Below are 25,409 nucleotides of genomic sequence, written 5' to 3' on the forward strand. Positions count from 1 at the left end.
TGATCACGCGATCGAAGCGCTTCCCCAGTAGTTGAACCCTGCGAACCTCGGCGTTGACGGCAGATACATCGTCTCCATCTTCGCAATGGAAAAGCCCGCGTCCTCGAGGCAAGTCGGTATCGGTCGATTCAAATTGCAGCCACCTGCGATCCGCTTCCAGACGGGATTGATCCGCGCTTGCCAGCGACGCACCGATTCGTCGGGCGCTTCACCATGTTCGCTGAAAAGCAGGGTACCGCCGGGCTTGAGCACCCGGCGCATCTGGGCGAGGGCCGCTCGGAAGTCGGAGATGGTGCAAAGGGTGTAGGTGAGGACCACGGTGTCGACGCTGTTGTCGTCGAGCGGGACTTCTTCGCCGGGTAGATCCAGCCAACGCACTTCGACAGGCGAGGCGTCGAGGTTCTCTTGCGCCTTGCGGCGCATTCCTTGACTGGGTTCGAGTCCGAAGACGAGTTCGACCTTGCTCGGATCGTAGAATTGAAGGTTGAGGCCGGTGCCCATCCCAATCTCGAGCACGCGGCCCCGTGCGTGGGGGACGACCTTCTCGCGCTGTTTGCAAATGGGAGCCGTGCCGCAGGCAATGCCGATGAAGTGGGGCAGAACACGGTCTTGGTAAAATCCCATGCAGATCTCCTTCGGGCGCTCGGTCGGAAGGATATCGCAGATTCTCCAGTGCGAATTGGGCACGGAACCAACTAAAAAATGTGAAGTTTTAATTTCGCTCCGCATCGCGGTAGAATCGCGACCTCGACCCAAAACCAGCGCCCATCAAACCCCCAACGCGTCGAAAGTCCTTAGGAGGAACCATCATGCCCACCCTACATGGAGTCGCTGGATCGCCATATGTACGCAAGGTGATCGTCGCACTCGCTGAAAAGGGAATTGAATACGAGCACGTCAACGTCATGCCATTTGGTCAGTCCGAGGAATACTTCGCCATCAGTCCATTGGGCAAGATTCCGTGTTACGAAGACCAGGGAGCCGCAATTCCCGATTCGTCGGTGATCATCGGTTACCTCGAACAAGTACATCCGACGCCGGCTCTTTATCCAGCGGATCCGATCGAACGCGCCCAGGCGCTGTTTTTCGAGGAGTATGCGGACACGAAGCTCGTCGAAGTTTTGCTCACGGTGTTTCGCCAGCGCTTCATAAACCCAAACTTCTTCCAGCAGGATCCGGATGAAGAAATCGTCAAGGAAGCTCTCGAGGTGAAGATTCCACCGGTTCTCGATTATCTCGAAGCGCAAATCGCCGACAAACCGTTCCTGGTCGGAGGGCACTTTTCGGTGGCGGACATTGCGGTCGCCAGTCCATTCGTGAACTTCGCCATAGCCAAAGAGACGGTGGATGCGAGCCGCTGGCCGCAGCTCGCCGACTATGTCGAGCGCATACACGCCCGTCCGGCGTACAAGACGGCAATCGAGGCGTAGGATCGACGGGGCGCGCAGCGGGATCCAGGTCGGTTGACTTCGGGGTACTGGTTCGCCTCCAGTATCCGTCAGTCTCCCTTGAAATCCGGTGTTCGCTTTTCGACAAACGCCTTCATTGCCTCCTTGAGATCGTTCGAACCCAGGTTGGCGACCATCGTCCAGAGTCCATTGAGCAGCAGACTCTGGTCGGTGGTCAGGTTCTCTCCCTGCTGCAGCATGAACTTGGTCCCGCGCACTGCCAGCGGTGGGTTTTCTGCAATTTCATTCGCCAGCTTGTGAGCGGCTTCGACAACGGCCTGCTGGTCGGCAAACACTTCGTTGACGAGCCCGATTTTTTCGGCCCGAGCGGCGTCGATGTCTCTGCCGGTATAGGCGAGTTCCGCGACGTGTCCCTTGCTGATGATTCCCGGGAGTCGCTGCAAGGTTCCGACATCGGCGGTAATGCCGATCTTGGTTTCGCGGATGCCGAAGAGCGCGTCCGCCGAAGCGAGTCGAATATCACAGGCGGTCACGAGATCGATTCCGCCGCCGATGCAATGGCTGTGAATCGCAGCGATGACCGGAACGGGACAGTTGGCCACTGAAGTAATGGCGGCCTGAAAGGACCGCGTGACTTTAATCTGGCGCATGTTGGCTGTCGCCTGAGAGGTAGGTTTCTCACTGTCGATCCCGACGCCGCCACCGTTGATGGCGGTGAGGTCGAGTCCGACGCAGAAGCTCTTGCCTCGGGCAGCCATTACGATCGCGCGCACATCGGGGTCATCGCCCAACTCCGCCATGGCGAGGGGAAGATCGTGCCAGAACTCGTAAGCCATGGCGTTGCGCTTCTCGGGTCGATCGAGCCACAAGGTGGCGACGTGGCCGCTGCGTTCGATCGAAAAAACGTCGGAAGAAAAATTCATTCGGGCTCCTGGAGGCTCTCGGGTCAACGAACCAGAGCCGAACCATAGCTCGGCCAGATGCTCTCAGAGAAGAACCTCGGGGAGTTCCTGTTCCCGCGCACCTCTGCGCGTCTGCAGGTCTCCTTGCCGGCGAAACCGCGCGCCACGCCGCCAATTCTGTCATGCTTGCCAGATGACAGAGCAACCGGTGCAGGCATCGTTCAATTCCGACGCTGAGAATTCGATCCATTCCAGCAAAGCCAAGGACGCAGCGCCGAGCAGCCGGTCCCAGGCGTTGGTCTGGTTCAAGAAAATCGCCCCCTGGGCGATTGCCGCGGCGATTCTGTATGCGCTGTTCAGCGGCGTCCCGATGGCAGATACCTGGCAGGCGATGCGCTCCGCGCGCCTCGAAGTGTTCATTCCGGCGATGATGCTCGCGGTACTGCTTTGGTTTCTCATCGACTCCGCAGCGTTCGCGTTCTTGTTCACCCGGTTCAATGAGAAGCTCGATTGGAGCGAAGCCCGATCGTTGCGGGGCATGACCTATCTCTTGACCCCGATCAATTGGAATCTCGGCACCGCAGCGGTGATCCTTCACTTGCGCAGTTCGAAGCGGATTGGCGCCCTCGCTTCGACCAGTTCGATGGCCTTCTATCAGTTGATCGACGGTGTGGTTTTGGCCAGCTACGTGGGCCTCGGCGCGATGCTGCTGCCTGCGTCTCCCGAGGCCGAGTCGTTGCGAAGAATTTCGCTCGGCATTGTGATCTTTCTGGCCGGGTCGATGTGGATCTCCATGGGGTCTCGTCCTCGCTGGGGATGGCTTACGCGCTTTCGCAATTTCGGTTTCTTCCGCTCCCACCAGGCGGCGACTCTTCGGGACCTGGCCGTGTTGAGCCTGATGAAAGGCGTCTATTTTGCGGTATTCATCGGCGTCTACTGGTTGGGCTGCCTGTCGTTCGACATCGATCTGCCGCTGCAAATCGCAGTGGCGGCGACGCCGGCCATTCTGATCGCGGGTTCGCTGCCGATCACTCCGGCGGGCCTGGGTACCCAACAAGCGGCCATGCTCTACTTCTTTGCGCCGTACGGGGACGAGGCGTCGATTCTCGCGTTCGGTCTCACGTTTCCGGTGGCGTTGATTCTGTTCCGCCTGCTGGTGGGTCTTCCGTATCTCAAGGATTTGCCGAAGTTGCGCAAGGCGATGGCCGAACGAAACGCTCAGTCTTGAACTATTCGTGGAGCTTCGAGAGCGGGTTTTCGGCGAAGCGGGGAAAGCGGTTTTTGTATTCGGTGTGGACCCAGAAGTCGAACGCGTCGGAGACATCGCAGGTTCGGAGACCCGGGTAAGTGCCTTCGAGACCGGCTGCGCCGATCGCGCGTCCCTGGGACATGACGCGAAAACTGGTTTCGAGGACCAGATCCGGGCGGGCGAAGTAGACGATGGATTCACCGCGGGCGAGGTTTGAGAGTTTGTCTTTGACCTCGTTCTCAAGACATGCTGGGGCACAGAGATGAATTTCGTGAGGTCGTTGATCTTGCGGCAACAGGGCGGCCGCTTCGATGACCTGACGGCAGCCGAGCGAGTGGGCGACGACTCGTACCCGGCGGTTGTCTGATGCCAGCGATGCGAGGCACTTGGCAAGATCATCGGCGCGGGTGCTGGCTTGTAGGCTTGCCTGCAGAAACTGTGCGACGAAGCGGGCGCTGAGTACGGCGGCCTGTTCCGCCAGGAACCATCCCGCAGTGGAGAGCGGCGAAATGCGCCGTGCGTGACGGATCATTCGGTAGATGTCCCAGGCCGTCTTGGCGCCGCTGGCCAGGGGCACGGCAACGCCCCCGAGATTGCCCGAATCCCAGTGGTAGCCGAGTGCTGCCGTCGCCCAATGATGCGTCTCCACCAGCGCGCGATGCCCGACCAGCCAGTGATCGAAGCGCTCGGGGTTTTCGCCTCGTGCGAGGAACCCCTTCACGTAAACCGTAACCTCCCGGCCGTCTGCTGCGTTCGGGGTGAGGGGAATTAGATGTTCGATCACGAACGTTCTACCTTGCGCCGAAGCGGCGGCAACTCGTGTTCGTTGTGCATGGGCATAAGGGTAGGGTACCTTCGAGACGCATCGTGAATACACAGCATGGCTTGATCACAATCATTCATACGAGTTTTGTGGCCGTCGAGGGGCTTACCGAGTTGTTCGCCGAACTCGCACCGCAAGTGACCCTGCGACACATCGTTGACGATAGCCTGTTGGAGGAAGTGCTGAGCAACGGTTGCGTGACGCCCGGGGTGAGAAAGCGACTCGGCGCCTACCTCGCAGCCGCCGAGCAGATGGGCAGCGACCTCATCTTCAGCCAGTGCTCCTCCGTAGGGGAGGCGGTCGACGAAGCGTCGGGCGAAATCGCGATTCCGGTCGTCCGGATCGACACCAGGATGGCAGAACTCGCATGCGAAGCGGGTACGCGTATTGGTGTTGTCGCCACCCTGGGAACGACCTTGGAACCGACATCAGCGTTGATCGAAAAGACGGCCGCCACGATGTCACGTTCCGTCGTGCTGGAGCGAGTGCTGGTCGAGGGGGCGTTCGACGATCTCCGAGCGGGTGATCTCGAGCAACACAACGCCAAGATAGTCGACGCGGTGCGCGCACTTGCGAAACGGGTCGACGTGGTGGTGTGCGCCCAAGGAAGCATGGCGGCGATCGTGCCCTTGCTCGGAGAGACTCCGGTTGCAGTTCTGACGAGCCCGCGAACCGGCGTGGCCCACGCGATCGAGGTGTTGAACGATCGACTCGCCTCCCGGCGGGCGGCGGAATCCTGACGCTCTAGAGGGTCGCTTGCTCGAGTCCGAATCAATGCAAGAAGCCATCGGGTGGGCGAGGCGGGGGCGGTTTCGTCCGGGACCCAACGAAGTGCGGCAACTTCGGGACGCCTGAAGCGCGATTTGACGTGAGCGGTCGTTTTGAGGGAGAATGTTTTCGCGTCCTTCCGATCGGAGTCCCTCCCCGTGCAAATCACGATGGTCAAAAAGCGCCTTGCGAACGGCAACCCTTGCGACAAGTGCGCGCAGACCGAAGAGATGTTGCGAAGGCGGGGGTTCTGGGATCGGATCGACGAGGTGGTCTGGGTCATCGAGGGAGACGACCAGTCCGAGGGCGCGAAGCTGGGCAAGACTCATGGCGTCGAGGTCGCTCCATTCTTCATTCTGAATCACGAGGACGGCAGCGTTGCGGTCTATACAAGTCCCCTGCGCTTGATTCGGGACCATTTCTCGGCGCCGGCCCCCGAGTCCGTGGCCCCCCCGGAGATCGTCGCTTCGCCCTCGATGAACGCCGATGAAATTTCCGAACTCAACCAGCGATTTTCACAAGCCGCCAACGCCGCCGACCTGGTTCGGTTCGCACTCGAGCGTTTCAAAGATCGATGCGCGATCCCATTGACGGGCGCCGAAGACGTGGTTCTGCTCGACATGGCGTCCAAGACAGGCCTCCCCTTTCGCGCCTTCTTCGTCGATTCGGGGCGCCAGCACAACGAGACCTACGCGCTGATCGACAAACTGCGGCAGCACTACGGAATTGAAATCGCCTGTACGCTCCCCAACCCTGAAAAGCTCGTCGCGCTACTCAATGAGAAGGGGCAGAACAGCTTCTTGCGGGACGGCCACCGGGAGTGTTGTGAAATTCGCCGGGCAGAACCGCTTTCGCGCGCGTTGCAGGACTGCGATGCGTGGATCGGACTGCAAACGATCGGCCGCGAGCTTTCTGCACCGCCCGCGTCGGAAGTCGCCGCGCTGGATTTGCTGCATCGCGGGGCGAGGGGCCCGCTCATTCGATTCAGTCCCCTTGCGAATTGGGATTCCAACAAAATTTGGAGCTATGTTCGCAAGCACGAAGTTCCCCACAACGAATTGTACGCGGCGGGCTATCGGCTGATCGGTTGTCAACCGTGCACACGCCCGGTTCGTCCCGATCAGGCAGATCGCGAAGGGCTTTGGTGGTGGGAAGACGAACCCGATACACCCGAGAGTCGGCGACAAACTGGTGATGGGATCTAACAAAATAATTCCGAATCGGATCGACTAGCTCTCTTCGATACTGATCTCAGTACCGAGGGTATGTCGCGACCCAGGTGCCACATCGATTTGATCATCAAAGGCATTGGCAGCTTCGATACAGAGCATGCTCTGGTAACCCTCGTCATCGAAGTCCGACATGGCTCGCGCCTTGTCCGCGCCCGGGTTCCACAGCACTGTGGTTCGGCTGCCGCGCTTTGCTACCCGTAGCCGCCGCTTCAGCACCGGATCCACGAGTACGAGCGAGTCTTCTGTCTCGATATAGACGCGATCGGTTTCGCCGCTGATTTCGGCGGCTCCCTCTTGAAGCTTGCGCACGAAGCCGTCGACCTTGTCGAGGTAGACGGCCTTTGCGAGTCCCTCGACCTTCACCTGCTCGATGTCTCCAACCCGCAGGTAGCTGTGCAGTGCGGCTCCGTAGGTGGCTTCGACCTTTGATGTGTTGTGCATCGTGAGTTGAACGCTGAGCGATTTGCCCATCTCCACCGTGAGCGAAAGCGAAAAGGCTTCGGGCCAAAGGGCGCTGGTTGCGGTTGCATTGCCCAGGCCGAATTCGATGCCACAGCCTCCATCGACCAACTGGTAGGTTCGTTCTACAGAAAACAGGCTGATCCGCGCGAAGCCGTGGGCCGGTTTTTCCGGGTCGCTCGAGTGGTCCCCAAACCAGGGCCAACAAATTGGGATCCCACCTCGGATCGCCTTGTCGTCGCGAAAGTGGCTCGATTCGCTCATCCAGAGAACCGGTTCTTGACCACTGGGTGTCCACGAAAGCACATGGCCCCCGTGCAACGTGATCTCCCCAGACGACTCCTCGGTCTCGATGCGCGCGGTAATGAGTCCGCCAGGCCCGCTGTGAAATTTGAGCCGCTCCCCAATGGCGTGTTGCGCGTTCAGTTTCTCTATCACATCGCTTCCTTTTCTATTTCCATGGGGGACAGGGTGGATGAATATTGCCGTGTGCATTCTAGCCGTTTCAGAGTAGCCGATGCTCTCGGTAAATCAGCCGAGGCAGACTGGTGTGTCGCCGTTGATCGCATTTAGCAATGCTAGTGCGAAGACTTCGCCTGATGGGTAGTCTTCCTCGATCCTTTCCCGGTCGGACCGGATTTGGCGTCGGAGCACCTGAAAACCCGTGGATTGTTCGCTGAGCGAAATCGATAAACCCCTCTACCGGGTCTGGCTTCACTCCCCGAGTGTCTTTGGGACCGAAACCGAAACCATTCTTGCGTACAAGATCGCGAAGGAAATTCAGGGGATTCCTTCGCGGGTATTGAAGGCCCTGCGTGCACAGCCGGGGGTCGATCCGGATTTGCGGCGGCGGGTAGAAGAGTTCGTCGAGAACGACGACAGTCTGACCTTCATAGAAGACGGCGCGGTGCGGAGTATCGCGCTGCTTGCGACGAAGGTCAGGCTGTCGGATTGAGGGAGCAACGCTTCGATGGATCGCAGTGGAAATGCAAGGTTCGCGACCCTTCGCGACGCCCTGGAACGTCAAGTCGAGAATCGAAGATTGTGGCTGAGCGTCGCAGTGCTGTTGTGTCTCGCTCACTTTGCGCGCTTGTATGACCCCAATCAGGCGCTGCTAACCGACACCCGCTACTTCACCTTCTTCGGAATGGAAGTTGCGAAGGGTGCGGTTCCTCACCTCGATTTCTTTGACAACAAGACCCAGCTTGCGAGTCTGGTGGCGGGTGGGTTCGTGTGGTTCGGCGACGTTTTGGGCCGGGGGGCCGTCGAATCCATTCGCCTCGGCAACCTTGGCCTCGCCGCCTTTGGGGGTGTGCTGCTGTTCCTGCTTCACCGCATTTTTGCGGCGGGGCGCTCGATTCCTGGCCTGCTCGGACTGTTGCCGTACCTGGGCCTTACCTACATCGGAACCCTGGCGGCCACCGGGTCCATTCCCAAATTGATCATGGCAGTGAGTGCAACCGCGGCCGCCCTTGCGGTCGCGCGAGGCCGATGGTTTGTCGCCGGGCTGGTTTCGGCAATTGCACCACTCGATTGGCAGATCGGATTATTCGCTTGCGTCGGAGTGGCGGCGGCCGCCGCGATTGATGCGAACCCACGGCGAGCGCTGATGCAAAGTGCGCTTGGGATTGCAGCCGTGGCGGCGATCTTCATCGGCTACTTCGCGCTCAACGGTGCGCTCGAATTGATGCTCGCCCACACCGTGGGGGCATCGTTTGCGCGGGGTGCCGAGGCTGGAGGACCGTTCTTCAAATTCGCAGCAATTCAACGGGGGTTGCTGTGGCATTGCGCCGGCGAATTCTGGTTGATCGGTCTGGGCATGATCGGCACAGTGATCCTTCCGTTCTGGTTTCGCAGCGAGCGCTTTCGCAGCATGCGCAAGCCGCTGCTGGTGGTCGCCGTCTTTCACTATGGCATTGTGGCCTTCAGCTGCATCGACTTCCAGGGGTCGGGAGACACCATGCTCTTGCTGCACAGTGTGGCGTTCTTTGCTGGAGTTACGCTCGTGTCGCTGTACCTGGGCCTTGACGAATACCAGCAGCGACAGACCGGCATGACGAACCCATGGCTCGGTGCCATGGTGGTTGCGATCGTGCTCGTGTTGACGCGTCCAGTTTTTTCCGAGCCCGCCAAATTGTGGACGCCCGATTCGCCGGTCAGCGTCACGCTCCAGGATCAATTGACCATGGCGCGGAGGCTCGCTCCGATACTCAAAGATCGAAGTCTGCTGGTACTCGGTCCAGCCGAGATGTTGGTCTTGGGTGGTTTCTCGCACGAATCCATCTATGTCTTCTGGAACGACGCCACAAAATTCGAGTATGCGCGAACGCATCCGGACAAGTCTTCGAATCTCCTCGCCGACCTGGTGGCAGAGTTGAAACCCGGCGTGATTCTCGCGAGCCGGTACCAGAGCCTGCCCCCCGACATTCCCTATCGAGGAGTCGATCTAGGCACGCCCGGTGGTTACGCGGTCAGGGTCTTTGTCCGCCTGGCGGCTTCCGATGAATCCCCAGGTGACGCCACGGGGAATTTGTCTCCTTCTCTTGCGCCCACCCCCCGCGCCACACGCGTGGTACTCATCACACTCGATACCCTGAGACGCGACAGCTTCGAACCCAATGCTGAAATCGGCGAAGCCGGGTCGAGTGCCATGCCCCTCACCCGGGACTGGGCGCACAATGGAGTCGTCTTCGACCGCCACTACGCGGCGAGTTCCACTACCCAACCCACCCACGCGAGCCTGCTGACGGGGCTGCATCCCTGGCAGCACGGAGTCTCTCGCAATGGACAGGCCCTCGCCGCCGAGCACACCACCTTGGCAGAAGTCTTTTCCCAACACGGATTTCATACGGGAGCCGTCGTCTCGTCTTTTCCGCTGCACCGAAGCTTCGGGTTCGATCAAGGGTTCGATCGCTTCGACGATTCTTTTGAGATCCCGGTCACCATGGAATGGTCGGGACGTGCGGTACCCAATGGCGCCTTTTACTCACTCGGGAGCTCCATCACCGCAAAGGCATTGGCGATGCTGGACCAGCTCGAAGGGCCGCAGCAATTTTTCTGGTTTCACTACTTTGATCTTCACGAACCGTATGGCGATGCAGATGCAGAGGGCAGGGACGATGTCGTGAAGCTCGCAGAAATCTATGCGCGTCTCGAGAGCGGCGACCCCAATGTAGTCTCAATGGTGGAGCATGCAAAGCGGCGTTACGAAGACGACGCCCGAGTTCTCGACCGTGAACTCGATCAATTGATTCGCCGCTTGTATCGCGACGCCGAAACGGTCGACACCCATCTGCTGGTCGTTTCCGATCATGGCGAAAGCTTCGGAGAGTTGGGCTCCCTGGGACACGGAAAGCGCCTGAGCGACGAGTTGATCCATGTCCCGTGTTTCATGATTTCGCCCAGGCTCGATCCAGGACGCATCGACGTACCGGTCGGCTCGATCGATGTCCCTGTCACCCTGCTGTCTCTTGCGGGGTTCTCCGATGATTCGGGTCTGACGAGTTCCGGGCGAGACATGACCAGGGCTTTGCCGAGCACGCGCAGCGTCTTCGGCATGCGGAGGACATTCGCCGAGCCCTTCCATGAGTTGCGTCTCGACGGTCGGCGACACTTGCTTCTGGATCCCGTCTTCTTCGTTGCGAATTCTGGGGGAGTCACGATCGGAAACGCCGAACAGATCATCAGAGGGCCGGACCTGGAAGACTCGAACGTTCGCTCACTGTTCAAAGTGTTCGCGCAGGAACACGCCAACGCTGGTTCCGGTTCGGTATTGAGCGAGGAGTCGAGAGCGGCGCTAGAAGCACTGGGCTACGTGCAATAACGAATCGAGAACGTTCGAGTCAGGGTCTTGCGAGTAGACGTGGGAGTTGTCGTTCAGCCGTTGACTCACTGCAGATAACCCAGGGCTTCGAGGGTGGCGCGCAACTCGTCGTTGATCAGCTCCACGTTGGCGTGGCGTTGGGGATGGGCAGTTGACCACGCTTCCAACTGCTCGCGCAGTTCGAGGACCACGCTGCGGTTCTCCGTCGCTACGTTTCGGGTCTCAGCCGGGTCACTCGGCAAGTGGTAGAGCTCTTCGTGGCTACCGCGTAGCAAATACTTCCAGACACTTGTGCGCAGGCCGATCAACTCTTCGGCAATCAAGAGGTCGCGAGTCGCGGTTCCCATCACGCTGTGGAGTCGTCGAACCCTGCGATTTTTCGCTCCGCTATTCGAGTACAGCGGATGCTGGAGGAAAGCCGCGTCCCGCGCCGGGTCCCCTTTGTCAAAGAGTTTGCGGCCCAGGAATTCGGCTGGGACCGGCAGGTCGGCCAAGGCCAGCAGCGTAGGGGCCACGTCGAGGATTTCGACAACCTCGCTGCGGCGAACGCCGGCGGCAACGCGACCCTTGGCGCGAAAGATCAGCGGGATGCGCGCTGCCCCTTCGTATAGACAGTCGGAGTGCTCGAAGAAGATTCCCTTCTCGAAGCACTCCCCGTGGTCGGCCGTCAAGGCCATTGCCGTGCGTTCAGCCGAAGCCGAGGCATCGAGAGCCTTCATCAGTCTTCCGATCCAATGATCCGTGTATTCAATCTCTCCCTGGTAGAGCGAGATGGCGCGTTCCACCGCCTCCTCGGGCAAATCTCCGCCGTGTTGCTCCGCAAGGGCCATCAAGTTTTCAATGCTGGCTTCTTGCAGTGTCCTGGCGATGGGTCCGTCCGCCACGGGTGCGAATTCGGCGGGTGGTGCGTACGGCGTATGGGGGTCAAAGAAATGGACCCAGATAAAAAATGGTTTATCTCGGGGCCGCTCGCCGAGCCAATTTACCGCCGCGCTGACCACATGTTCCGCAGATCGAGTTCTCGCGGTGCGTGGGAAATCAAAATGTTCAAAGCCGCGTTCCGCCCCGGAGTCGGGGCCGAGCAGCGTGACGCTAACAAAGGCCGCCGTGGCATAGCCGTGTTCGCGGAACACTTCGGCCAGGGTACGAAAGCTCTGTTCCAGCGAAATCTTGTTGTTCACCACGCCGTGATCCCGCGGATAGAGCGAAGTGAAGAGCGAGTAGTGGGAGGGGCGGGTCATCTGCATTGGGCTGATCGCAGCCTCGAACAGGGTTCCCTGGCTGGCGAGCTTCGCAATGTTTGGAGTCGCCTTGGACTTTTCGCGATAAGGTCCAGTACGGTCGGCACGCAGGGTGTCGACGGTGATCAACACCACGTTGGTCGCGCTGGATTCGACGAGTGGAGTTGACTCTGAACACGCGCAAAGAGAACTCATGAGTCCAAGGACGAGGGCGGTGGTCAGTGCGGACTTGGTCTCCGCACGTCGGCGCATCCAGAAGACGTAGACGATCCCCAGGAGCGTGAGCACGCTCATGGCCGCGCCCACAAAGAAGGCCCGCGGGCGGTAGGCGAGTTCCACGGTCTCACGCGCGATGGGAAGATTGATCCCGATCACGCCGTCGAATTCGGCAAGCGAGAGCGGTTCGCCTCCCACGACCTGCCAGCCCGGGTCATAGTTGATGTTCAGCTTCAGCAACCCGCCGCCGCCGTCGGTCGAAACCCGAACTCGATTGGGCGTCAAAGAGAGTCCAGTGATGGTTCCATTTCCGCTCGCAATCGCCGCTTCGCCCCAATAGCCGGGATCCTCCGCCGACAGCGCGGCAGAGGGAAAGGGAAGGGTCTTGAACGCCCAGCGCATGCCGCGGTTTTCGAGAACCGCCGGATAACTGCCACTCGGCCAATTGGGATGCACGTCGTAGAGCGCCGCTTTGCGATAACGCTCGATGAACGGCGAGTAACTGTAGTGCTGGCGGAAGTCTCCACGGGTTTCGAGTTCGAGGGGTGGAATCGAGAACGCCACCTTGAAGATCGCACCGTTCACAAAAATGAGATTGGCCGCGACGGCAATGCAGATGATCAGGGAGGCGATGCGCGCTCGAGTTGGATTGGCCAGTTTTTCGCGCAGCACCCCGAGCCCCACCCCGGCAAGCAGTGCAATACAGAGCAGCGCGTAGACGTTGAATCGGCTCGGAACCCGCAGCATCGAGAGTCCCGGTAGCTGATGAAGGAAGTGCCAAAGATCGATCGGTGCCGCGGGCCCCAGGCTGACCCACAGTGCAAAGAAGCCGCTCAAAATCCACGATACATGCTTGCGCGGTACTGCATAGATCGCGAGACCGACCAGCAGCAGAGGGACGATGCCGACGTAGCTGCCCACGTTCAGGACATAGGGCATCCACAGTTGGGGATCATGGGCCTGGGCTCGAGACAAGAACATCTGAAAGAACGAATCGAGGGCGCCGGGAGTAAAGGGCGCGCCGTAGAACGGGTCTTCGTTGGTCTCGCGTGGATATCGCCCGACCAGTTCGAAGACTGGAATCAGCTTGATTGCCGCGAGGCCCACCGCCACACCCCCAATGGAGACGAGCCCGACGAGCGGGCGCAAGCCTCGCATTTCGACGGACCGAGCGATTGCGTACACGGCGAGAAAAACTCCAAAGAAGGCAAACTGGTACGGCCCGCCGTCGAGCACGATCAGACTGTAGAAGATGCCTCCGCAACACGCGGCGCGCGCACTCGGCTGTTCGATAAAACGATCGATGGCGACCAGCACGAAGGGAACCCAGGCGATGGCGATCCATTCGAACTGACCGTGAGTGAGTCGCTGGGCGTAGACCGCAGCAAATGAGAACACGATTGCCGAGAGACAGGCTTCAATTTCTCCCAGTCCGCGGCTTCGGGCGAGCCTGAACATGCCGAGTTGCGCGATGGCCAGATAAATGAAGATGCAGAGCTTGATTCCGACCAGGGTTCCAAACAGGAGGATCGGCAAAAAACTCGGAGACCAGACGTGATTGAGGGTGTTGCCCGCGAGGCTGATGCCACCGCCCAGATAGGGATTCCAGAGTGGGATCTGGCCGTAGTCTACGAGAGTCGTGCGCGCGACTTCGAGCAGGGTTTGCTGGTAGTCCCAATCCCAGAAACCCCAGTTGTGAAAGTGCGCGATCACCCAGCGCAGGAAAACGGCGTCCAGCACCAGGAAGATCAGCGAGAGTTTGAGGGCGCGTTGCCGTTCCACGGTCAGGGGGTATCCCGAGTGGTGTCGGTTGATTTGGCTTTGGCGGAATTGGATTCGGGCGGCAGATAGCCGAGGGCTTCGAGCGCGCGGCGCGATTCATCGTCGAGGAGAAGCTGGACTTCCTCGACCGCCGGGAGCGCCGGCAGTTCCAGCATGAATTCGCGGTAGCGATCGATCATCGCCTGCACGCGTTCGGTTTGTTGCTCGGCGAGATTGCGTAGCTCCCCAGGATCTTCCCGGAGGTCATAGAGCTCTGGGCCGGAACGCGGGATCACCAGCCGGTAGCGCCCGTCCGTCACGCCGAACCAGCGCAGGGGACTATCCGCCTTGTGGAGCGAATGGGGGAAGATCCTTTCATCGGGCAAGGAGCGGGAAATCAAGCTAATCCCGCGAGCCGCGACGGCAGGCAAGCCAAAGGCGTCGAGCACACTCGGCAAGAAGTCGAGGTGGCCCACCAGGCTTTGGGTCGACGGCTTCGGCATGTCCATCGGGTAGCGGATGACGAGGGGAACGCGCACTTCTTCGTCGTATAAATTTGCCTCGTGGGTGAACCAGTAATTGTGTTCGCCGAGAGACTCTCCGTGATCGGAGGTAAAGACGACAAGGCTGTCGTCAAAGACGTCGTGCGCTGCGAGCCAGTCGAGCAGCCTCCCCACTTCGTTGTCGAAAAAACGAATCTCTTCGTCGTAGCGATCACGATAGAAGCCAGGGCGGCGCTCGCCGTCGAGGATTTGATAGTGCGGGATCTGGCCGTACCCGTGCTGGGTCTGACCGAGTTGGGGCAACAAGCCGCCGGTCCCCTTGCTCTCGAAGATTCCGCGGTACCGATCGGGTGGGGTGTAGGGGCCGTGGGGATCCTGGTAGTGGACCCACAGAAAAAAGCGTTCCGGCGCTTGCTGGTTTTGTTCGAGCCAGGCGATCGCCGCGTCCGTGGTGGCATCGGCAGGTCGCTCGAAGTGCCCCTTGCGCAAACCCGCACTGCTGCCCATTTGATCGTCGTAGTGTCCAAAGCCCTGGGCAATGCCCACGTCGCCTAGCAGTTTGTCCGCGCGGCGCAGGGCCCAGTTCGAAACGATCGCGGCGCTCTTGATGTTGGCATTGCCGAGAATCTCGGCCAACGTGGTCACGCTTTGCGGCATCAGCGTGCGGTTGCCTCCGGCCACCCCCAGTTCATCAGGCATGCGACTGGTGAGCAGGCTGCTGAGCGCGGGGTTGGTATGGGGAGCCGTGGCGTAGGCCCGCTCGAATACGACGGAGTTCTGGGCGAATGCGTCGAGGTTCGGGCTGACGTCGCGATCGTATCCGTACATCCCGAGGTGATCTGCACGCAAGGTGTCGCAGCTGATCAGGATGACGGCGCGAACCGGTTCGTGAGTTGCTTCGGCGCAGGCCAGCGGTCCCAGCATCGCATTCGCGCAGAGGCCAACCGTCGCAACGCGCCTGGCGTCGAAACACGGCACGACGGAGTAGCAGATGCTCGCGAATCGAATTGCCGCTCTGATCAATTGGCTTTCCATTTCTAGACGAACCGACGGGGCGATGATAGCTCGGAGTTGGGTCGAGGACTCGACCCCGTCCCGCTCCATTCCCCATTTGCCATACCCGAAACTCCAGGATCTGGCATGCTTGTGTAGTTTCCCAAACCGCGACTGGATGAGATGGCCAAACCCTGGAAGACCCTCGATCGCGAAGACACGCCCCACGGTGTCCTCGAATTGCGAAAGCGGGACGAACACGAGTTCTTGATTACGATCGCCGGGCGCGTGCTGATGAACAGTCACGCCAACCGCTCGGAATTGACCCTCGCAACGTGTGTATGTGAGAAACTCGAGGGTTGCGCCGCACCCAGACTCCTGCTCGGAGGGCTGGGTATGGGGTGCACACTGTTGGCGGCGGTCGAGGGACTTCCCGACCAAGCATCGATCGAGGTCAGTGAAATCACACCCATCGTGGCGCGTTGGTGCGCCGGTCCCCTCGCCGGAATCAATCACAGCGCGCTCGACGATCCGCGGGTGCGGCTCAAGATCGAGGATGTGTCTCGAACCATCGCCAAACGCGCCGACGATCGGAACGAACCCCGGTTCGACGCCATCGTGCTCGATTTGTACGAGGGCCCTCACGCGAACACCAATGCCAAGCGCGATCCCTTCTATGGAGCCATCGCCCTCGACGCCACCCGGCGGGCTCTCGCCGTCGGCGGGCTTTTTGCAATCTGGTCCGAAGCGCCCGATGTGGCCTTCGAAAAACGGGTCAAGACGATCGGCTTCGAACTCGAGTTGATCCGTTCGGGAAAGGGTGGCCGCCGGCACACGGTATACCTGGCCCAGCGCAGTCGCTGAAACTCGGGAACGCCTGGCAGCTTGCTAGGGAACCGAAATTGGTGCGCGGATGACTCGGTCTCCGGCGAACGAGCCGATCACCAACTCGCCTCCGACATCGATGGCAACGGTTCCGCCACCCATCGGCGCACCGCGGTTCGCAAAGATCACATCGCCTTCCAGGCTGACCGGATCGAGGGCCCGGATTTCGAAGGCCATCGGGCAGGCACCCGCTGCGAGATTCATGCACGGTTCATATTCCGAAAAACCGCCGACGTGGGAGGCGACCAGCAGGCGGCCGTCCTTTGCCCAGCTGAGATTGTCCGGAGACTCGACTTCGGCGCTCGCGAGGGTCTCGCCCGAAGCCCGCGAGATGCGTCGAACCTCGTTTCCCATGTAGAGATTGAGGTAGATCTCGCTGCCGTCCGCCGACACCTCGATGCCGTTGGGGAAGGGCCCTTCGGTGCCCGAAACGATTTCGAATCCGGTGCTCTGCTGCCATTCGTATACGACTCCGGTGTCGCCGCCCATCAGGGCGCGGATCGTTCCCCAGATCAAGCTGTGTCGTTCCATCATGTGAGTGGCGAGGAACCCGCCGTCGGGCAGATTGACGACGTCGTTGAAGTAGGCACCCCTGGGCGGAATCGCGCAGCCCCGCCAGATGACGAGGACGTTGACGCTTTCTGGAAGTACTTCGAAAAATTCGATTGATTCGCGATCTCCGTGGTTCACGACCAACAGCTGAAGTCGTCCGTCACCGCGCGGGGCCATGTCGATACCGTGGGGATTGAATGGACGCGGGGGGCCCGGGCAGGTGGGATCGCCCCAGCCCGTGGCGGGTTTTGCTTCCGCGTTGCTCGTGGCGAGGGGGGCAAGGGGATAGACGAGCTGAATCTGCTCATCTTCGAGATCCAGCACCACGAGGCTGCCTCTGACCTCGGGGTCGGTCATCGAACCAAACTGACTCACCACCAGCCTGTGACCATCTTCGAGCAAGCTCAGGTCTTCGGGGTTGTGAAACCCGCAAATCGGATGGATCCCGCGTTCGTCCCGACAGCTGAGAATCGGTTCAGCACCCTCCGAGCAACCACTGGAACCCAGGGCCGCGGAGAAAAGAACGACAAGAAGCAGAACCTGGGGCAAAGCTCGCGTCATTTCGGAGTGGCCTCAGTGAGCTCGGGCTCAGCCAATGCCCAGTTTAAAAGGGGACGTCGTCAAAGCCCGGCGGCGGTTCGTCGGGCAAGGGCGGTTCGTCACCACCGGGTCCGCCAGCCGCACTGGCGCGGTCGATGGTCCAGACGTCGAGACTGTTGAAGTACTTGATCTCGCCCTGCGGACTGTTCCATTCTCGGCCGCGCAGACTGAATTCGAGGCGCACATCGTCCCCCAGACCGAATGCGTCGAGGTTTTCGCAGCGGTCTCCCGTCAGCTGAAACAAGACGAGTTGCGGGTATTTGGGGTTGTCGGCGAGTTCGATCACGAATTCGCGCTTGCGGAAGCGTTCCGTGATCTGTTTGGCTTCGAAGATGGCGTGTAGTTTGCCGCGGATTTCAATTCCCATGATCCGGAGCATAAGCGGATCTCGAATCGAATCCCAGTCCAGCGATGGGATTGTGGGCAAGCAAACGCAAAATCACGCAGGCACGACGAAGCCCAGGACTGCGCCGAAGTGGAATGCGCTCCCCGCAAGAACGAATCCGTGCCAGATCGCATGGTTGAAGGGCAGGCTGTCCCAGAGGTAGAAGGCGATGCCCACCGTGTAGGACACCCCTCCCAGCACCAGCAGGATCGCACCGCCGGTTTCGACGCTCCCCAACAAGGGGCCCCCGGCGAAGACCATCATCCAGGCCATCAGGTTGTAGATCACCAGGGCCCCGAAGCGTCCCTCGCTTTTCTGAACGAATTCGTACGCGATTCCGATCGCCGCCAAGGTCCATTCTGCGGTCAACAGGTACAACCCATCGGGCCACTGCATCTTGGCCAGGGTGAACGGGGTGTAGGTTCCGGCGATCAGGAAGTAGATCGCAAGGTGATCCATTCGCTGGAAGATTCGTTTGCGCGCGGGTTGGTGGGAGCCGTGGTACAGGGTGGAGGCCGCATAGACGAGCACCAGGGATGCACTGAAGACGGTGCATCCAATGCCGTGCCACACATCACCTCGAGTCCATGCGGCAGACACCAGGATCGCGGATCCGATCATACTGGCGATGAGCCCGAAACCGTGGGTCAGCGCGTGCACAAACTCTTCGCGTTCCTCGAGATCGATGATCTCCTGTGCCAGATCTACTGCACCACTCAATGCGAGAAACCTCCAGACGTTGCTGTCTGATCGGTAGAACTGCGGTGAAACTGTCGAAGGGAACGAAGGGAGTGTCGTCGCCAGGGAGAATCACTTTGCCGGCGATGGGAAACGAGAATCCGTACTGGGGCTCAACGGCTGCGGTCGCGGGCGCGAACGGAACACAGAAGGTGGAAGAATGGCCCGGGAAAAAGTTTTTCTTGATCGAGTCGAAGTCCGCCCGTTACCCGGGCATCGGGGCGATCAGCGGGTCATCGCCGTTTCGATCAGGATCTCCGCGATGGCACTGCCCACCCAGGCCAGCGGTGGAATGACGACGTAGATCGCCATCCGGGAAAACGCAGTGGTATCGAGGGGCCACTCGCGCGAGCGTTCAATCGACTTCCGTTGGCGCAACAGGTCGCTCAGATAGTGCAGTGAATCTGCTTTGAGTTCGCGGTCTGCCGCCGCGATGGCCGCATTCAGTTTCTCGAGCGCCCGTTTCTTGGCTGCACGCACGTTCTGCCGGATTCCGAGCATGGGCAGCAACAGCAGTACGAACGCCGCTGGCAGGCCCACCGCAAAGGCGTTGCGATAGTTGACCCAGCGTAACTCGGCGTCGAGAGATTGGAACACCGTAAAGGTCAAGGTGATGGTGACGATCGCCAGGCTGAGCGTGCCGATCCGACCAAAAGGAAGCAGCGAGTCGGGACGCAGGAGGTCAACCTTTGCATGCTGTCGGCCAAGTTGACCCAGTGAGTTCGAATTGAGAATATTGCGTACCAAGACGTGGGCCACTACCAACCATACGGCGAGGTTCCCGATGACGATGCTGAGCGAAGCAAACATCGTCGGCTGTCCGAGGTCGTTCACGATCGGATTCCACGGAATGTTAAAACAGCCAAAGACCACGCCCAGGATCGACACCGCAATGTTCTGAGAGGAACTCAGCGAGAAAACCTTCATTCGCAAGGGTGCGGTCGTTTCTCGGGACAGCGTGCCGGATTCAATCAACTGGTCCAAGGTGACGTGAGTCTGGCGTTTCGCGTAGCGCGAGGCTGCGAACAGGAACGCAATCGTCGTCGAAAGAGCGAGGACGGTTCCGGTCGCTCGAATGGGGTCCATCCAAAAACCCGCGGACTCTTCAAGAGACAATGTTCCGGACAGCCAGAAAAAGACGAGCAGCAGTGAGAGCGAAAGCATCCCCAGGGCGAGCGGCGACAGCGAGTCGGCTGTGCGCTTCACGGATTGGGCTGCGGTTGTCGTCTCGGCCATTTCGGAATTAGAGTTCGAGCCCGATCACCATCAGCCCAGACGCCGCAACGGCGGCGCCGGCCATGGCGTGGGCGTAGCGTTCTGCGGCGCCGAACCGGATTTTTCGCGCACCCAGCAGGCCCACGGTCGTGACGACCAACATGGTCGCGACCGTGACGATTCCAAATACCAGAATGGTGGCCAGGGCGATGTCCCAGCGACCACGGCTGGCCGGCAGCATGAACATCGGGATCAGCGGCTCGCAGGGCCCCAGCACGAAGAGCAAGAAGAGCGCCCAAAAAGTTCTGGGTTGCGCGGGATCGTCGTTGCTGTGATCGTGGGGTGTCGTTCCGTGGCGATGCAGGTGAACCTGGTCACCGTGGGCATGGGGGAGGTAGCCCGACGATTTGACCAGTGCGCGCCGCAAACCCCAGGCAAGATAGGCGAGGCCGAAGAGGACCATCGCCCAGGCCGCAAAGTTCCCGCGACTCGATTCCAGGGCTTCGATGTTTCCAATCGCCGCACCGGCCGCAAGTCCGAGTGTTCCGAGCAGCGCCGAGCCCATCACATGGGCGACGCCGCACGCCGCGACGGTCGCGAGGGTTCGACGCAGGCTCCAGTTCTGGACTCTCGCCAAGGTGACGAAGGGTACCCAGTGGTCGGGACCGAGCAGGGTGTGGACGAATCCGATCGCGGCCGCGGCCGTGAGCACACTGATCGCGAGGCCGTCGGAGAGGTCCATCACGCGAAGTTGAGTCCGCAGTCTGGACACTCGAGTGCGTCGATCTGGAGTGGGCTCTCACACGCGGGACAGACTTCATCGGCAGTCGCATCGGGCGCGGCTTCCTCTGCTGCTTCTCCGCGAATGTGCGCGAAAACAGCAGTGTCGATCGCCATTGCCTTCTCGAGAGTGTTTGGGAGTACCCAGGTCCCGAAGACATCGACGCCGTCAAATTTTCCCCGGGCGATTCCTCCGTCGGCTTCGCTGCGCGTGTCGGGCTCTACCCGATGGCGAATCTCCACTTCTTCGAGTGCCGCCGACAGTGCGCGGGTCCAAGGAAGCGGGCCGACACGCACGCATTCGAGTTCCGCTGTGGGCGGAAACTCTGCTGGAGCCGTTGGGATTTCAAGTTCGTCGGGGAACACCAGCGGCACCCTGCAGTCGACGCATTCGCTCGGGACGAGAGTGTATTCCTCCCCGCATTCTGGACAGATCTTGACCTGATGAGACATTCCCGGCTCCAGCTCGTTTCAATAAACATGCAAAGCTTACGAGATTGCGCAGCGAGATGCAGCGCAACCCGCACCAGCCTTACTCAAGGGTCGGTTCCAATTCCATCAGCTCGAGGCCTGTGTTCGGATTCGAGTGACGATCATCACAGTCTATTTGGAAGAATCCGACGAGAAGGGTGATCTCGACACCGGGCCAGGGCCAGCAGGACGTCGATTCGCCGGATCGCTGCGACTTTTGTCCCGAGCGGACTCAACCCAATCGCGCAGCCGGTCGATCTCTATGCCGAGACCCCCTGTGTTGGAAACCAACTTGAGAACCATGTTGAGAAAGGGAGTACGAAGATGAAGTTTTTTCCCGTGGCAAGCCGACTCGCTTTGCTCGTCGGTCTCTTCACTGTCTTGCTTCCTCAGCTCGCAGCCGCTGGCGGCGTCGGGGCGTATTTCGATTTTTCACGCGGAGACCAGACGGTCAAACTGTCGTTCGGCGATCAGAGCTTCAATAACGACCGGTTCGGAGTTGGGGTTGTGCTCGATACGAACGTGGCGCGCAACGAACTGCTCAACGTGCGCGTGAGTCTCGGGTATGTGTACACCGATAATACGGTCGGCGACAAAGCACACGGGGGCGCGTTCGACCTCGGGATCGGTGCGGGTTTCTGGCGTACTCCCAAGTTCCGTCTCTGGGCGGCTCCCATCGCTCATATTGGGGTCGACTATTACGATAGTTCGGGGGCGCAGATATTGGATCTCGGGTTCGGTGGGGGACTGCGAATCGGGCTCAACTGGCACGTCAGTCCTCGCGTTTCGGTATCGCCCTCGATTGCGTATCAGTATCTATACATTCGCGAGACCTTCACCGACGATTTTGGCAAGAATCAAGATAACGGTAGTGAGCAACTCATCACTGCACGCTTCACGTTCTTGTTCCGCGATCTCCGTGATGTGTACCGGACTCGGCCACGCTCCCGATCCCGGTGAAAGCAGATCTACGCGTCGGCAGCCGCCCCTTCCGCCCGACAGCGAGAGCATCTGAATTTCACATAGTACACATAGTCGATTGACTTCAATTCGCAGTGTGATTTATCATCGGCTTCCCGACGGACACGGAGCGGAGGAAGACTTTGATGCGAATGAAGACGAGTCCCTTGTGGCGATTTGCGCTTTGTCTGGCGTTGCTGGGGCTGGGGTTGCAGCCGGGGACGGCCCGTGCCGGTGGCTACGGGGGTTACCTGGAGGGCGATCTTACGTTCGCCAAGCTCAAGGACGGCGACCTTCACCGGGACTTCGATGCCATGATGGGCGGTCTGGGTTTGCTCTACGACGGCAACATCGCCGGGAATGAACTGCTCAACTATCGACTCGCCTTCGGCTATCGGCTGGGACGTCGCATCATCGATGGACAGCGCAACGAAACGGTAAACGGCCTTACCTTCGATCAAACCCTCGGATTCGGGCTGTTGCGCAATTCGCGGATCCGAATCTGGGGCGGACCTTCTCTGCGCATCGATGTCGATTGGTATTCCAGCTCGGGAGACCGCGACATTGTGGACGCCTCGATCGGCGTGGGGCCGCGAGTCGGGATCAACTATCACCTGAATGACCGGATCTCGCTCACGACCTCGATCGCTTATCACTTCATGTACTTGTCCGAGAACATCGAATCGAATGGAGCCAACGAGACGTTCGACGGCCCCCAACACATCGTCGGCTTGCGAGTGGGTGTGCTCTGGCGAGGCGAAGACGATCTTTGGAAATAGACGATCTCTGGGGCGAGTAGAAGTGCGGGTTCAGTCGCGCGACGACATGAAGATCCGCAACACGTACCAGAACATCATGGCCACCGAAGCGAATAGCCGAAGCGCCGCGCCGACGTAGCGATCTTCTGGGTACTCGCGCAGGATGTTCGACGTGTCGTACAAGATCGAAGCACCCGCCAGGCCCACCATCGCTACTGAAAAGAACGTTCCCAATTCGAACCCGAACAACACCGAACTCACGATGGCGACCATCGCGATGATGCCGCCAAACATCATCGCGCTGCGCAGGAACGAAAAATCCTTGCGGGTGATGAATGCCACTGCGGTCAAGCCGGCAAAGCCTGCCATCGTGACGAAAGCGGCATTCTGGATCACGCCCGGGAAACTCGTGTTGGCGATGTAGAGCATTGGAACGAAGATGATCCCTTCGAAGACCACGAACCCCGCGAGGGCTGCGTACTGCGCGCCAATGCTTTTGGAGGTATGGGCCACTCGGGTGGCGACCCAACTCACGAGGATGAAGCCACCCAGTACGATCAACCACGATCCACCGAGCAAAGTCTGGGCGATCGGTTCCGCCAGACCGGATGAAAACAGCCAGACCTCAAACAGGGTAAAAGCGACGATGGCGCCCATCAGGTGGTTGTAGGTCTTGCTGATGAATGCAGCTCGAGTGGCCGTGTCGCGCTGGCCGATCGGGATGGGTTGGCTGTAAACGTCGAAGCTATTGCTCATGGATGCGTCCTCGTTGCGTGAGAGCCGCTGCTCTTGCCTCCAGCATACTTTAGCTTGCGCTGCTCTACGACTTTCTGATCGGTTGGAGGTCGCCCGAAGTAAAGCCCCCTGCGCAGGGTCAAAACTATGCGAAACTGGGCGGCGCACAGAAGATCGGAAAATCTAAAGATCGAAAGGAGAGCAGGATGTCGGATCGCGACCCGAAAACCGCGAAAGCGCTCGAAGAACATTGGTCCGCGACCAAGACCAGCAACAACGAAATGTGGCAAGAGAAGCGCCGTCTCGCGGCGGCGATGAGGCTCGTGATCGAGCGACTGGTTCCCAGCAATGCGCCCACCGAAGAGCTGAGGACGGCCGCCGACGGTCTCGAACGCTATGCCGAGGCCTTGCGCGCGCACCCGCGCCTGGAAACGGGGATGGGGCATTCTGAATCTGCAACCGCCGGAAACATCGGAGCGTTCTTCGACCAAAGTCCGATGATCGGGCTTGCGAATCCGCTGGCGCCGCCAATCACCATTGGCAGATCGGGTGAACGAACTGCATTTGCCACAGTCCGCTTCGGTTCGGCCTACGAGGGACCTCCCGGAACGGTGCACGGTGGATACGTGGCGGCTGCCTTCGACGAAGTGCTCGGATTCGTGCAATCGCTGTCGGGTAATCCGGGAATGACCGGGACGCTGACCGTTCGCTATCGCAAGCCGACGCCACTGCACGAAGAGCTGAAATTTGAGGCCGAGTGGGTTCGTAGCGAGGGGCGCAAGATCTTTTGCGAAGGCAAAGTTTTCGCGGATGGTGTGCTGACGGCCGAAGCTGAGGCCATCTTTGTAAGCATCCCGGTAGAACGCATGAAGGAGCTGATGAAGCAACGTCAGGCACGGGAACAGGAACGCTTGGGCTGAGTTCCAGCGCGACGGCGAGGGATCGTCGACAGACTGCTAGACTGCGCGGCGGAGGAATTGCGAGGTGTCGAAACCCAACGAGTCGGCCGCCGATCTGGATCTGGTGCGAGGTGAATTGATCGCCCTGCAGGAACGGATTTGCGATGCGCTCGAAGCCGAAGACGGAGCCGCCCGATTTGGGCGCGAAGAACTGCCGAGGCCGGGGGGCGGATTGTCCAGGCCCTGGGTCCTGTCGGACGGCGAGGTGATCGAGCGCGCGGCCGTCAACTTTACCCACACGACCGGCTCGCAAATGCCGGCTGCCGCCACCGAGCGCCGTCCGGAACTCGCAGGATGCGACTATCACGCGGTCTCGATCTCGCTGATCGTGCATCCCCGCAACCCCTATGCTCCGACCAGCCACGCAAACTTCCGCTTCTTTATCGCAGAGAGCCCAGCGGCAGGCGAGAGCGGCGCAGGCTCGGACCCGATCTGGTGGTTCGGTGGTGGCTACGACCTCACGCCGTACTACGGGTTTGCAGAGGACGCGGTTCATTGGCATCGCAGCGCCCGGGATGCCTGTGCTCCCCACGGTTCGGATCTCTACGCGAAGCTGAAGAAAGATTGCGACACCTACTTCTATCTGCCCCACCGCGGAGAAGCCCGGGGAATTGGCGGGCTGTTCTTTGACGATCTGGCCGATGGCGGGTTCGAGCGCTGCCATGCACTCTGGTACGGGATTGCCGATTCGTTTCTGGACGCCTATCGACCCATTTTGGCAGCTCGCAAGAACACTCCCTACGGCGATCGCGAACGGGACTTCCAGCAAATTCGCCGCGGCCGCTACGTCGAGTTCAATCTGCTCTACGATCGAGGTACACGCTTCGGACTCGAGGCGGGTGCCCGACCCGAATCCGTGCTCGCCTCGCTCCCACCGACCGTGCAATGGCGTTACGACTTCAAACCCGAACCCGGAAGCCCCGAGGCAGCGCTCTGCGAAGAGTTCCTGGCGCCGAAAGACTGGTTGTCGGACGAAAGGGAGGCTTGACGCC

General features: G+C 60.1%; 24 protein-coding genes. 11 read left to right on the plus strand and 13 right to left on the minus strand.

Annotation, left to right across the window (positions count from 1 at the left end; all coding sequences use genetic code 11):
• Positions 1 to 3: 3 nt before the first annotated feature.
• Positions 4 to 624, minus strand: coding sequence for a class I SAM-dependent methyltransferase (locus IH881_00310; GenBank protein MCH7866108.1), 621 nt, complete (start codon positions 622 to 624; stop codon positions 4 to 6).
• Positions 625 to 809: 185 nt separating this feature from the next.
• Here IH881_00310 and IH881_00315 point away from each other — a divergent pair, with 185 nt between their 5' ends.
• A complete protein-coding gene (locus IH881_00315; protein MCH7866109.1) occupies positions 810 to 1,430 on the plus strand; it encodes a glutathione S-transferase family protein in 621 nt (206 codons plus the stop codon).
• Between the two features lie 68 nt (positions 1,431 to 1,498).
• Here the strand turns inward: IH881_00315 and IH881_00320 are convergent, their stop codons facing one another.
• On the minus strand, positions 1,499 to 2,332 hold the full coding sequence (locus tag IH881_00320; protein MCH7866110.1) for a crotonase/enoyl-CoA hydratase family protein: 834 nt from the start codon (positions 2,330 to 2,332) through the stop codon (positions 1,499 to 1,501).
• Positions 2,333 to 2,519: 187 nt separating this feature from the next.
• Between IH881_00320 and IH881_00325 the strand changes: the two genes are divergently transcribed.
• Positions 2,520 to 3,539, plus strand: coding sequence for a flippase-like domain-containing protein (locus IH881_00325; protein ID MCH7866111.1), 1,020 nt, complete (start codon positions 2,520 to 2,522; stop codon positions 3,537 to 3,539).
• Between the two features lies 1 nt (position 3,540).
• Here the strand turns inward: IH881_00325 and IH881_00330 are convergent, their stop codons facing one another.
• On the minus strand, positions 3,541 to 4,344 hold the full coding sequence (locus IH881_00330; GenBank protein ID MCH7866112.1) for an alpha/beta hydrolase: 804 nt from the start codon (positions 4,342 to 4,344) through the stop codon (positions 3,541 to 3,543).
• Between the two features lie 101 nt (positions 4,345 to 4,445).
• Here IH881_00330 and IH881_00335 point away from each other — a divergent pair, with 101 nt between their 5' ends.
• A complete protein-coding gene (locus IH881_00335) occupies positions 4,446 to 5,123 on the plus strand; it encodes an Asp/Glu racemase (GenBank protein MCH7866113.1) in 678 nt (225 codons plus the stop codon).
• Positions 5,124 to 5,309: 186 nt separating this feature from the next.
• Positions 5,310 to 6,356, plus strand: coding sequence for a phosphoadenylyl-sulfate reductase (locus IH881_00340; protein MCH7866114.1), 1,047 nt, complete (start codon positions 5,310 to 5,312; stop codon positions 6,354 to 6,356).
• A 24-nt stretch (positions 6,357 to 6,380) separates the two neighbouring features.
• Here the strand turns inward: IH881_00340 and IH881_00345 are convergent, their stop codons facing one another.
• Positions 6,381 to 7,280: a D-hexose-6-phosphate mutarotase gene (locus IH881_00345; protein ID MCH7866115.1), complete on the minus strand. Its 900-nt coding sequence runs from the start codon at positions 7,278 to 7,280 to the stop codon at positions 6,381 to 6,383.
• Positions 7,281 to 7,506: 226 nt separating this feature from the next.
• On the opposite strand from IH881_00345, the gene IH881_00350 reads away from it, so the two are divergent.
• Together IH881_00350 and IH881_00355 are read left to right on the plus strand one after the other, a co-directional pair.
• Entirely contained in the window at positions 7,507 to 7,797 is a 291-nt protein-coding gene (locus tag IH881_00350; GenBank protein ID MCH7866116.1) for a hypothetical protein, read from the plus strand.
• Positions 7,798 to 7,812: 15 nt separating this feature from the next.
• The gene (locus tag IH881_00355; protein MCH7866117.1) at positions 7,813 to 10,665 is read left to right on the plus strand and encodes a sulfatase; all 2,853 of its coding nucleotides are present in this window, start codon (positions 7,813 to 7,815) and stop codon (positions 10,663 to 10,665) included.
• A 65-nt stretch (positions 10,666 to 10,730) separates the two neighbouring features.
• On the opposite strand, the gene IH881_00360 is transcribed toward IH881_00355, so the two are convergent.
• Both IH881_00360 and IH881_00365 read right to left on the minus strand, forming a co-directional pair.
• Positions 10,731 to 13,904, minus strand: coding sequence for a sulfatase-like hydrolase/transferase (locus IH881_00360; GenBank protein MCH7866118.1), 3,174 nt, complete (start codon positions 13,902 to 13,904; stop codon positions 10,731 to 10,733).
• A 2-nt stretch (positions 13,905 to 13,906) separates the two neighbouring features.
• Entirely contained in the window at positions 13,907 to 15,409 is a 1,503-nt protein-coding gene (locus tag IH881_00365) for a sulfatase (protein ID MCH7866119.1), read from the minus strand.
• 153 nt (positions 15,410 to 15,562) lie between these two features.
• Between IH881_00365 and IH881_00370 the strand changes: the two genes are divergently transcribed.
• Positions 15,563 to 16,243 carry a spermidine synthase gene (locus IH881_00370; GenBank protein ID MCH7866120.1) on the plus strand — a complete coding sequence of 227 codons (681 nt, stop codon included), beginning with the start codon at positions 15,563 to 15,565 and terminating at the stop codon, positions 16,241 to 16,243.
• Positions 16,244 to 16,267: 24 nt separating this feature from the next.
• On the opposite strand, the gene IH881_00375 is transcribed toward IH881_00370, so the two are convergent.
• The 6 genes from IH881_00375 to IH881_00400 form a co-directional block, all read right to left on the minus strand.
• On the minus strand, positions 16,268 to 17,377 hold the full coding sequence (locus tag IH881_00375; GenBank protein ID MCH7866121.1) for a hypothetical protein: 1,110 nt from the start codon (positions 17,375 to 17,377) through the stop codon (positions 16,268 to 16,270).
• 43 nt (positions 17,378 to 17,420) lie between these two features.
• On the minus strand, positions 17,421 to 17,795 hold the full coding sequence (locus IH881_00380; GenBank protein MCH7866122.1) for a DUF3127 domain-containing protein: 375 nt from the start codon (positions 17,793 to 17,795) through the stop codon (positions 17,421 to 17,423).
• Between the two features lie 60 nt (positions 17,796 to 17,855).
• Positions 17,856 to 18,521: a hemolysin III family protein gene (locus IH881_00385; GenBank protein ID MCH7866123.1), complete on the minus strand. Its 666-nt coding sequence runs from the start codon at positions 18,519 to 18,521 to the stop codon at positions 17,856 to 17,858.
• Positions 18,522 to 18,764: 243 nt separating this feature from the next.
• A complete protein-coding gene (locus IH881_00390; protein ID MCH7866124.1) occupies positions 18,765 to 19,775 on the minus strand; it encodes a hypothetical protein in 1,011 nt (336 codons plus the stop codon).
• A 7-nt stretch (positions 19,776 to 19,782) separates the two neighbouring features.
• Positions 19,783 to 20,526 (minus strand): sulfite exporter TauE/SafE family protein, encoded by a 744-nt coding sequence (locus tag IH881_00395; protein ID MCH7866125.1) that lies wholly within the window; start codon positions 20,524 to 20,526, stop codon positions 19,783 to 19,785.
• Positions 20,496 to 20,987, minus strand: coding sequence for a hypothetical protein (locus IH881_00400; protein MCH7866126.1), 492 nt, complete (start codon positions 20,985 to 20,987; stop codon positions 20,496 to 20,498). Before IH881_00400 ends, IH881_00395 begins: the two co-directional genes overlap by 31 nt.
• A 342-nt stretch (positions 20,988 to 21,329) precedes the next feature.
• On the opposite strand from IH881_00400, the gene IH881_00405 reads away from it, so the two are divergent.
• Positions 21,330 to 21,965, plus strand: coding sequence for a hypothetical protein (locus IH881_00405; GenBank protein ID MCH7866127.1), 636 nt, complete (start codon positions 21,330 to 21,332; stop codon positions 21,963 to 21,965).
• A gap of 152 nt (positions 21,966 to 22,117) precedes the next feature.
• Positions 22,118 to 22,744 carry a hypothetical protein gene (locus tag IH881_00410; GenBank protein ID MCH7866128.1) on the plus strand — a complete coding sequence of 209 codons (627 nt, stop codon included), beginning with the start codon at positions 22,118 to 22,120 and terminating at the stop codon, positions 22,742 to 22,744.
• A gap of 30 nt (positions 22,745 to 22,774) precedes the next feature.
• Here IH881_00410 and IH881_00415 read toward each other — a convergent pair whose 3' ends face one another.
• Positions 22,775 to 23,479 carry a US12 family protein gene (locus IH881_00415; protein MCH7866129.1) on the minus strand — a complete coding sequence of 235 codons (705 nt, stop codon included), beginning with the start codon at positions 23,477 to 23,479 and terminating at the stop codon, positions 22,775 to 22,777.
• Between the two features lie 185 nt (positions 23,480 to 23,664).
• Between IH881_00415 and IH881_00420 the strand changes: the two genes are divergently transcribed.
• Together IH881_00420 and hemF are read left to right on the plus strand one after the other, a co-directional pair.
• Positions 23,665 to 24,378 (plus strand): PaaI family thioesterase, encoded by a 714-nt coding sequence (locus IH881_00420; protein ID MCH7866130.1) that lies wholly within the window; start codon positions 23,665 to 23,667, stop codon positions 24,376 to 24,378.
• Positions 24,379 to 24,442: 64 nt separating this feature from the next.
• Positions 24,443 to 25,405 carry an oxygen-dependent coproporphyrinogen oxidase gene (hemF, locus tag IH881_00425; GenBank protein MCH7866131.1) on the plus strand — a complete coding sequence of 321 codons (963 nt, stop codon included), beginning with the start codon at positions 24,443 to 24,445 and terminating at the stop codon, positions 25,403 to 25,405.
• The last annotated feature ends 4 nt before the right edge of the window (positions 25,406 to 25,409 follow it).

The organism is Myxococcales bacterium, assembly GCA_022563535.1.
Taxonomy (GTDB): Bacteria; Myxococcota_A; UBA9160; order UBA9160; family UBA4427; genus DUBZ01.

Excerpts from the sequence above, each read along its gene's own strand:
- IH881_00315 (MCH7866109.1), top strand. The coding sequence starts at position 810 with ATGCCCACCCTACATGGAGTCGCTGGATCGCCATATGTACGCAAGGTG.
- IH881_00375 (MCH7866121.1), bottom strand. The coding sequence starts at position 17,377 with ATGACGCGAGCTTTGCCCCAGGTTCTGCTTCTTGTCGTTCTTTTCTCC.
- IH881_00355 (MCH7866117.1), top strand. The coding sequence starts at position 7,813 with ATGGATCGCAGTGGAAATGCAAGGTTCGCGACCCTTCGCGACGCCCTG.
- IH881_00320 (MCH7866110.1), bottom strand. The coding sequence starts at position 2,332 with ATGAATTTTTCTTCCGACGTTTTTTCGATCGAACGCAGCGGCCACGTC.
- IH881_00370 (MCH7866120.1), top strand. The coding sequence starts at position 15,563 with ATGGCCAAACCCTGGAAGACCCTCGATCGCGAAGACACGCCCCACGGT.
- IH881_00415 (MCH7866129.1), bottom strand. The coding sequence starts at position 23,479 with ATGAGCAATAGCTTCGACGTTTACAGCCAACCCATCCCGATCGGCCAG.
- IH881_00400 (MCH7866126.1), bottom strand. The coding sequence starts at position 20,987 with ATGTCTCATCAGGTCAAGATCTGTCCAGAATGCGGGGAGGAATACACT.
- IH881_00405 (MCH7866127.1), top strand. The coding sequence starts at position 21,330 with ATGAAGTTTTTTCCCGTGGCAAGCCGACTCGCTTTGCTCGTCGGTCTC.
- IH881_00390 (MCH7866124.1), bottom strand. The coding sequence starts at position 19,775 with ATGGCCGAGACGACAACCGCAGCCCAATCCGTGAAGCGCACAGCCGAC.
- IH881_00420 (MCH7866130.1), top strand. The coding sequence starts at position 23,665 with ATGTCGGATCGCGACCCGAAAACCGCGAAAGCGCTCGAAGAACATTGG.
- IH881_00310 (MCH7866108.1), bottom strand. The coding sequence starts at position 624 with ATGGGATTTTACCAAGACCGTGTTCTGCCCCACTTCATCGGCATTGCC.
- IH881_00410 (MCH7866128.1), top strand. The coding sequence starts at position 22,118 with ATGAAGACGAGTCCCTTGTGGCGATTTGCGCTTTGTCTGGCGTTGCTG.
- IH881_00380 (MCH7866122.1), bottom strand. The coding sequence starts at position 17,795 with ATGCTCCGGATCATGGGAATTGAAATCCGCGGCAAACTACACGCCATC.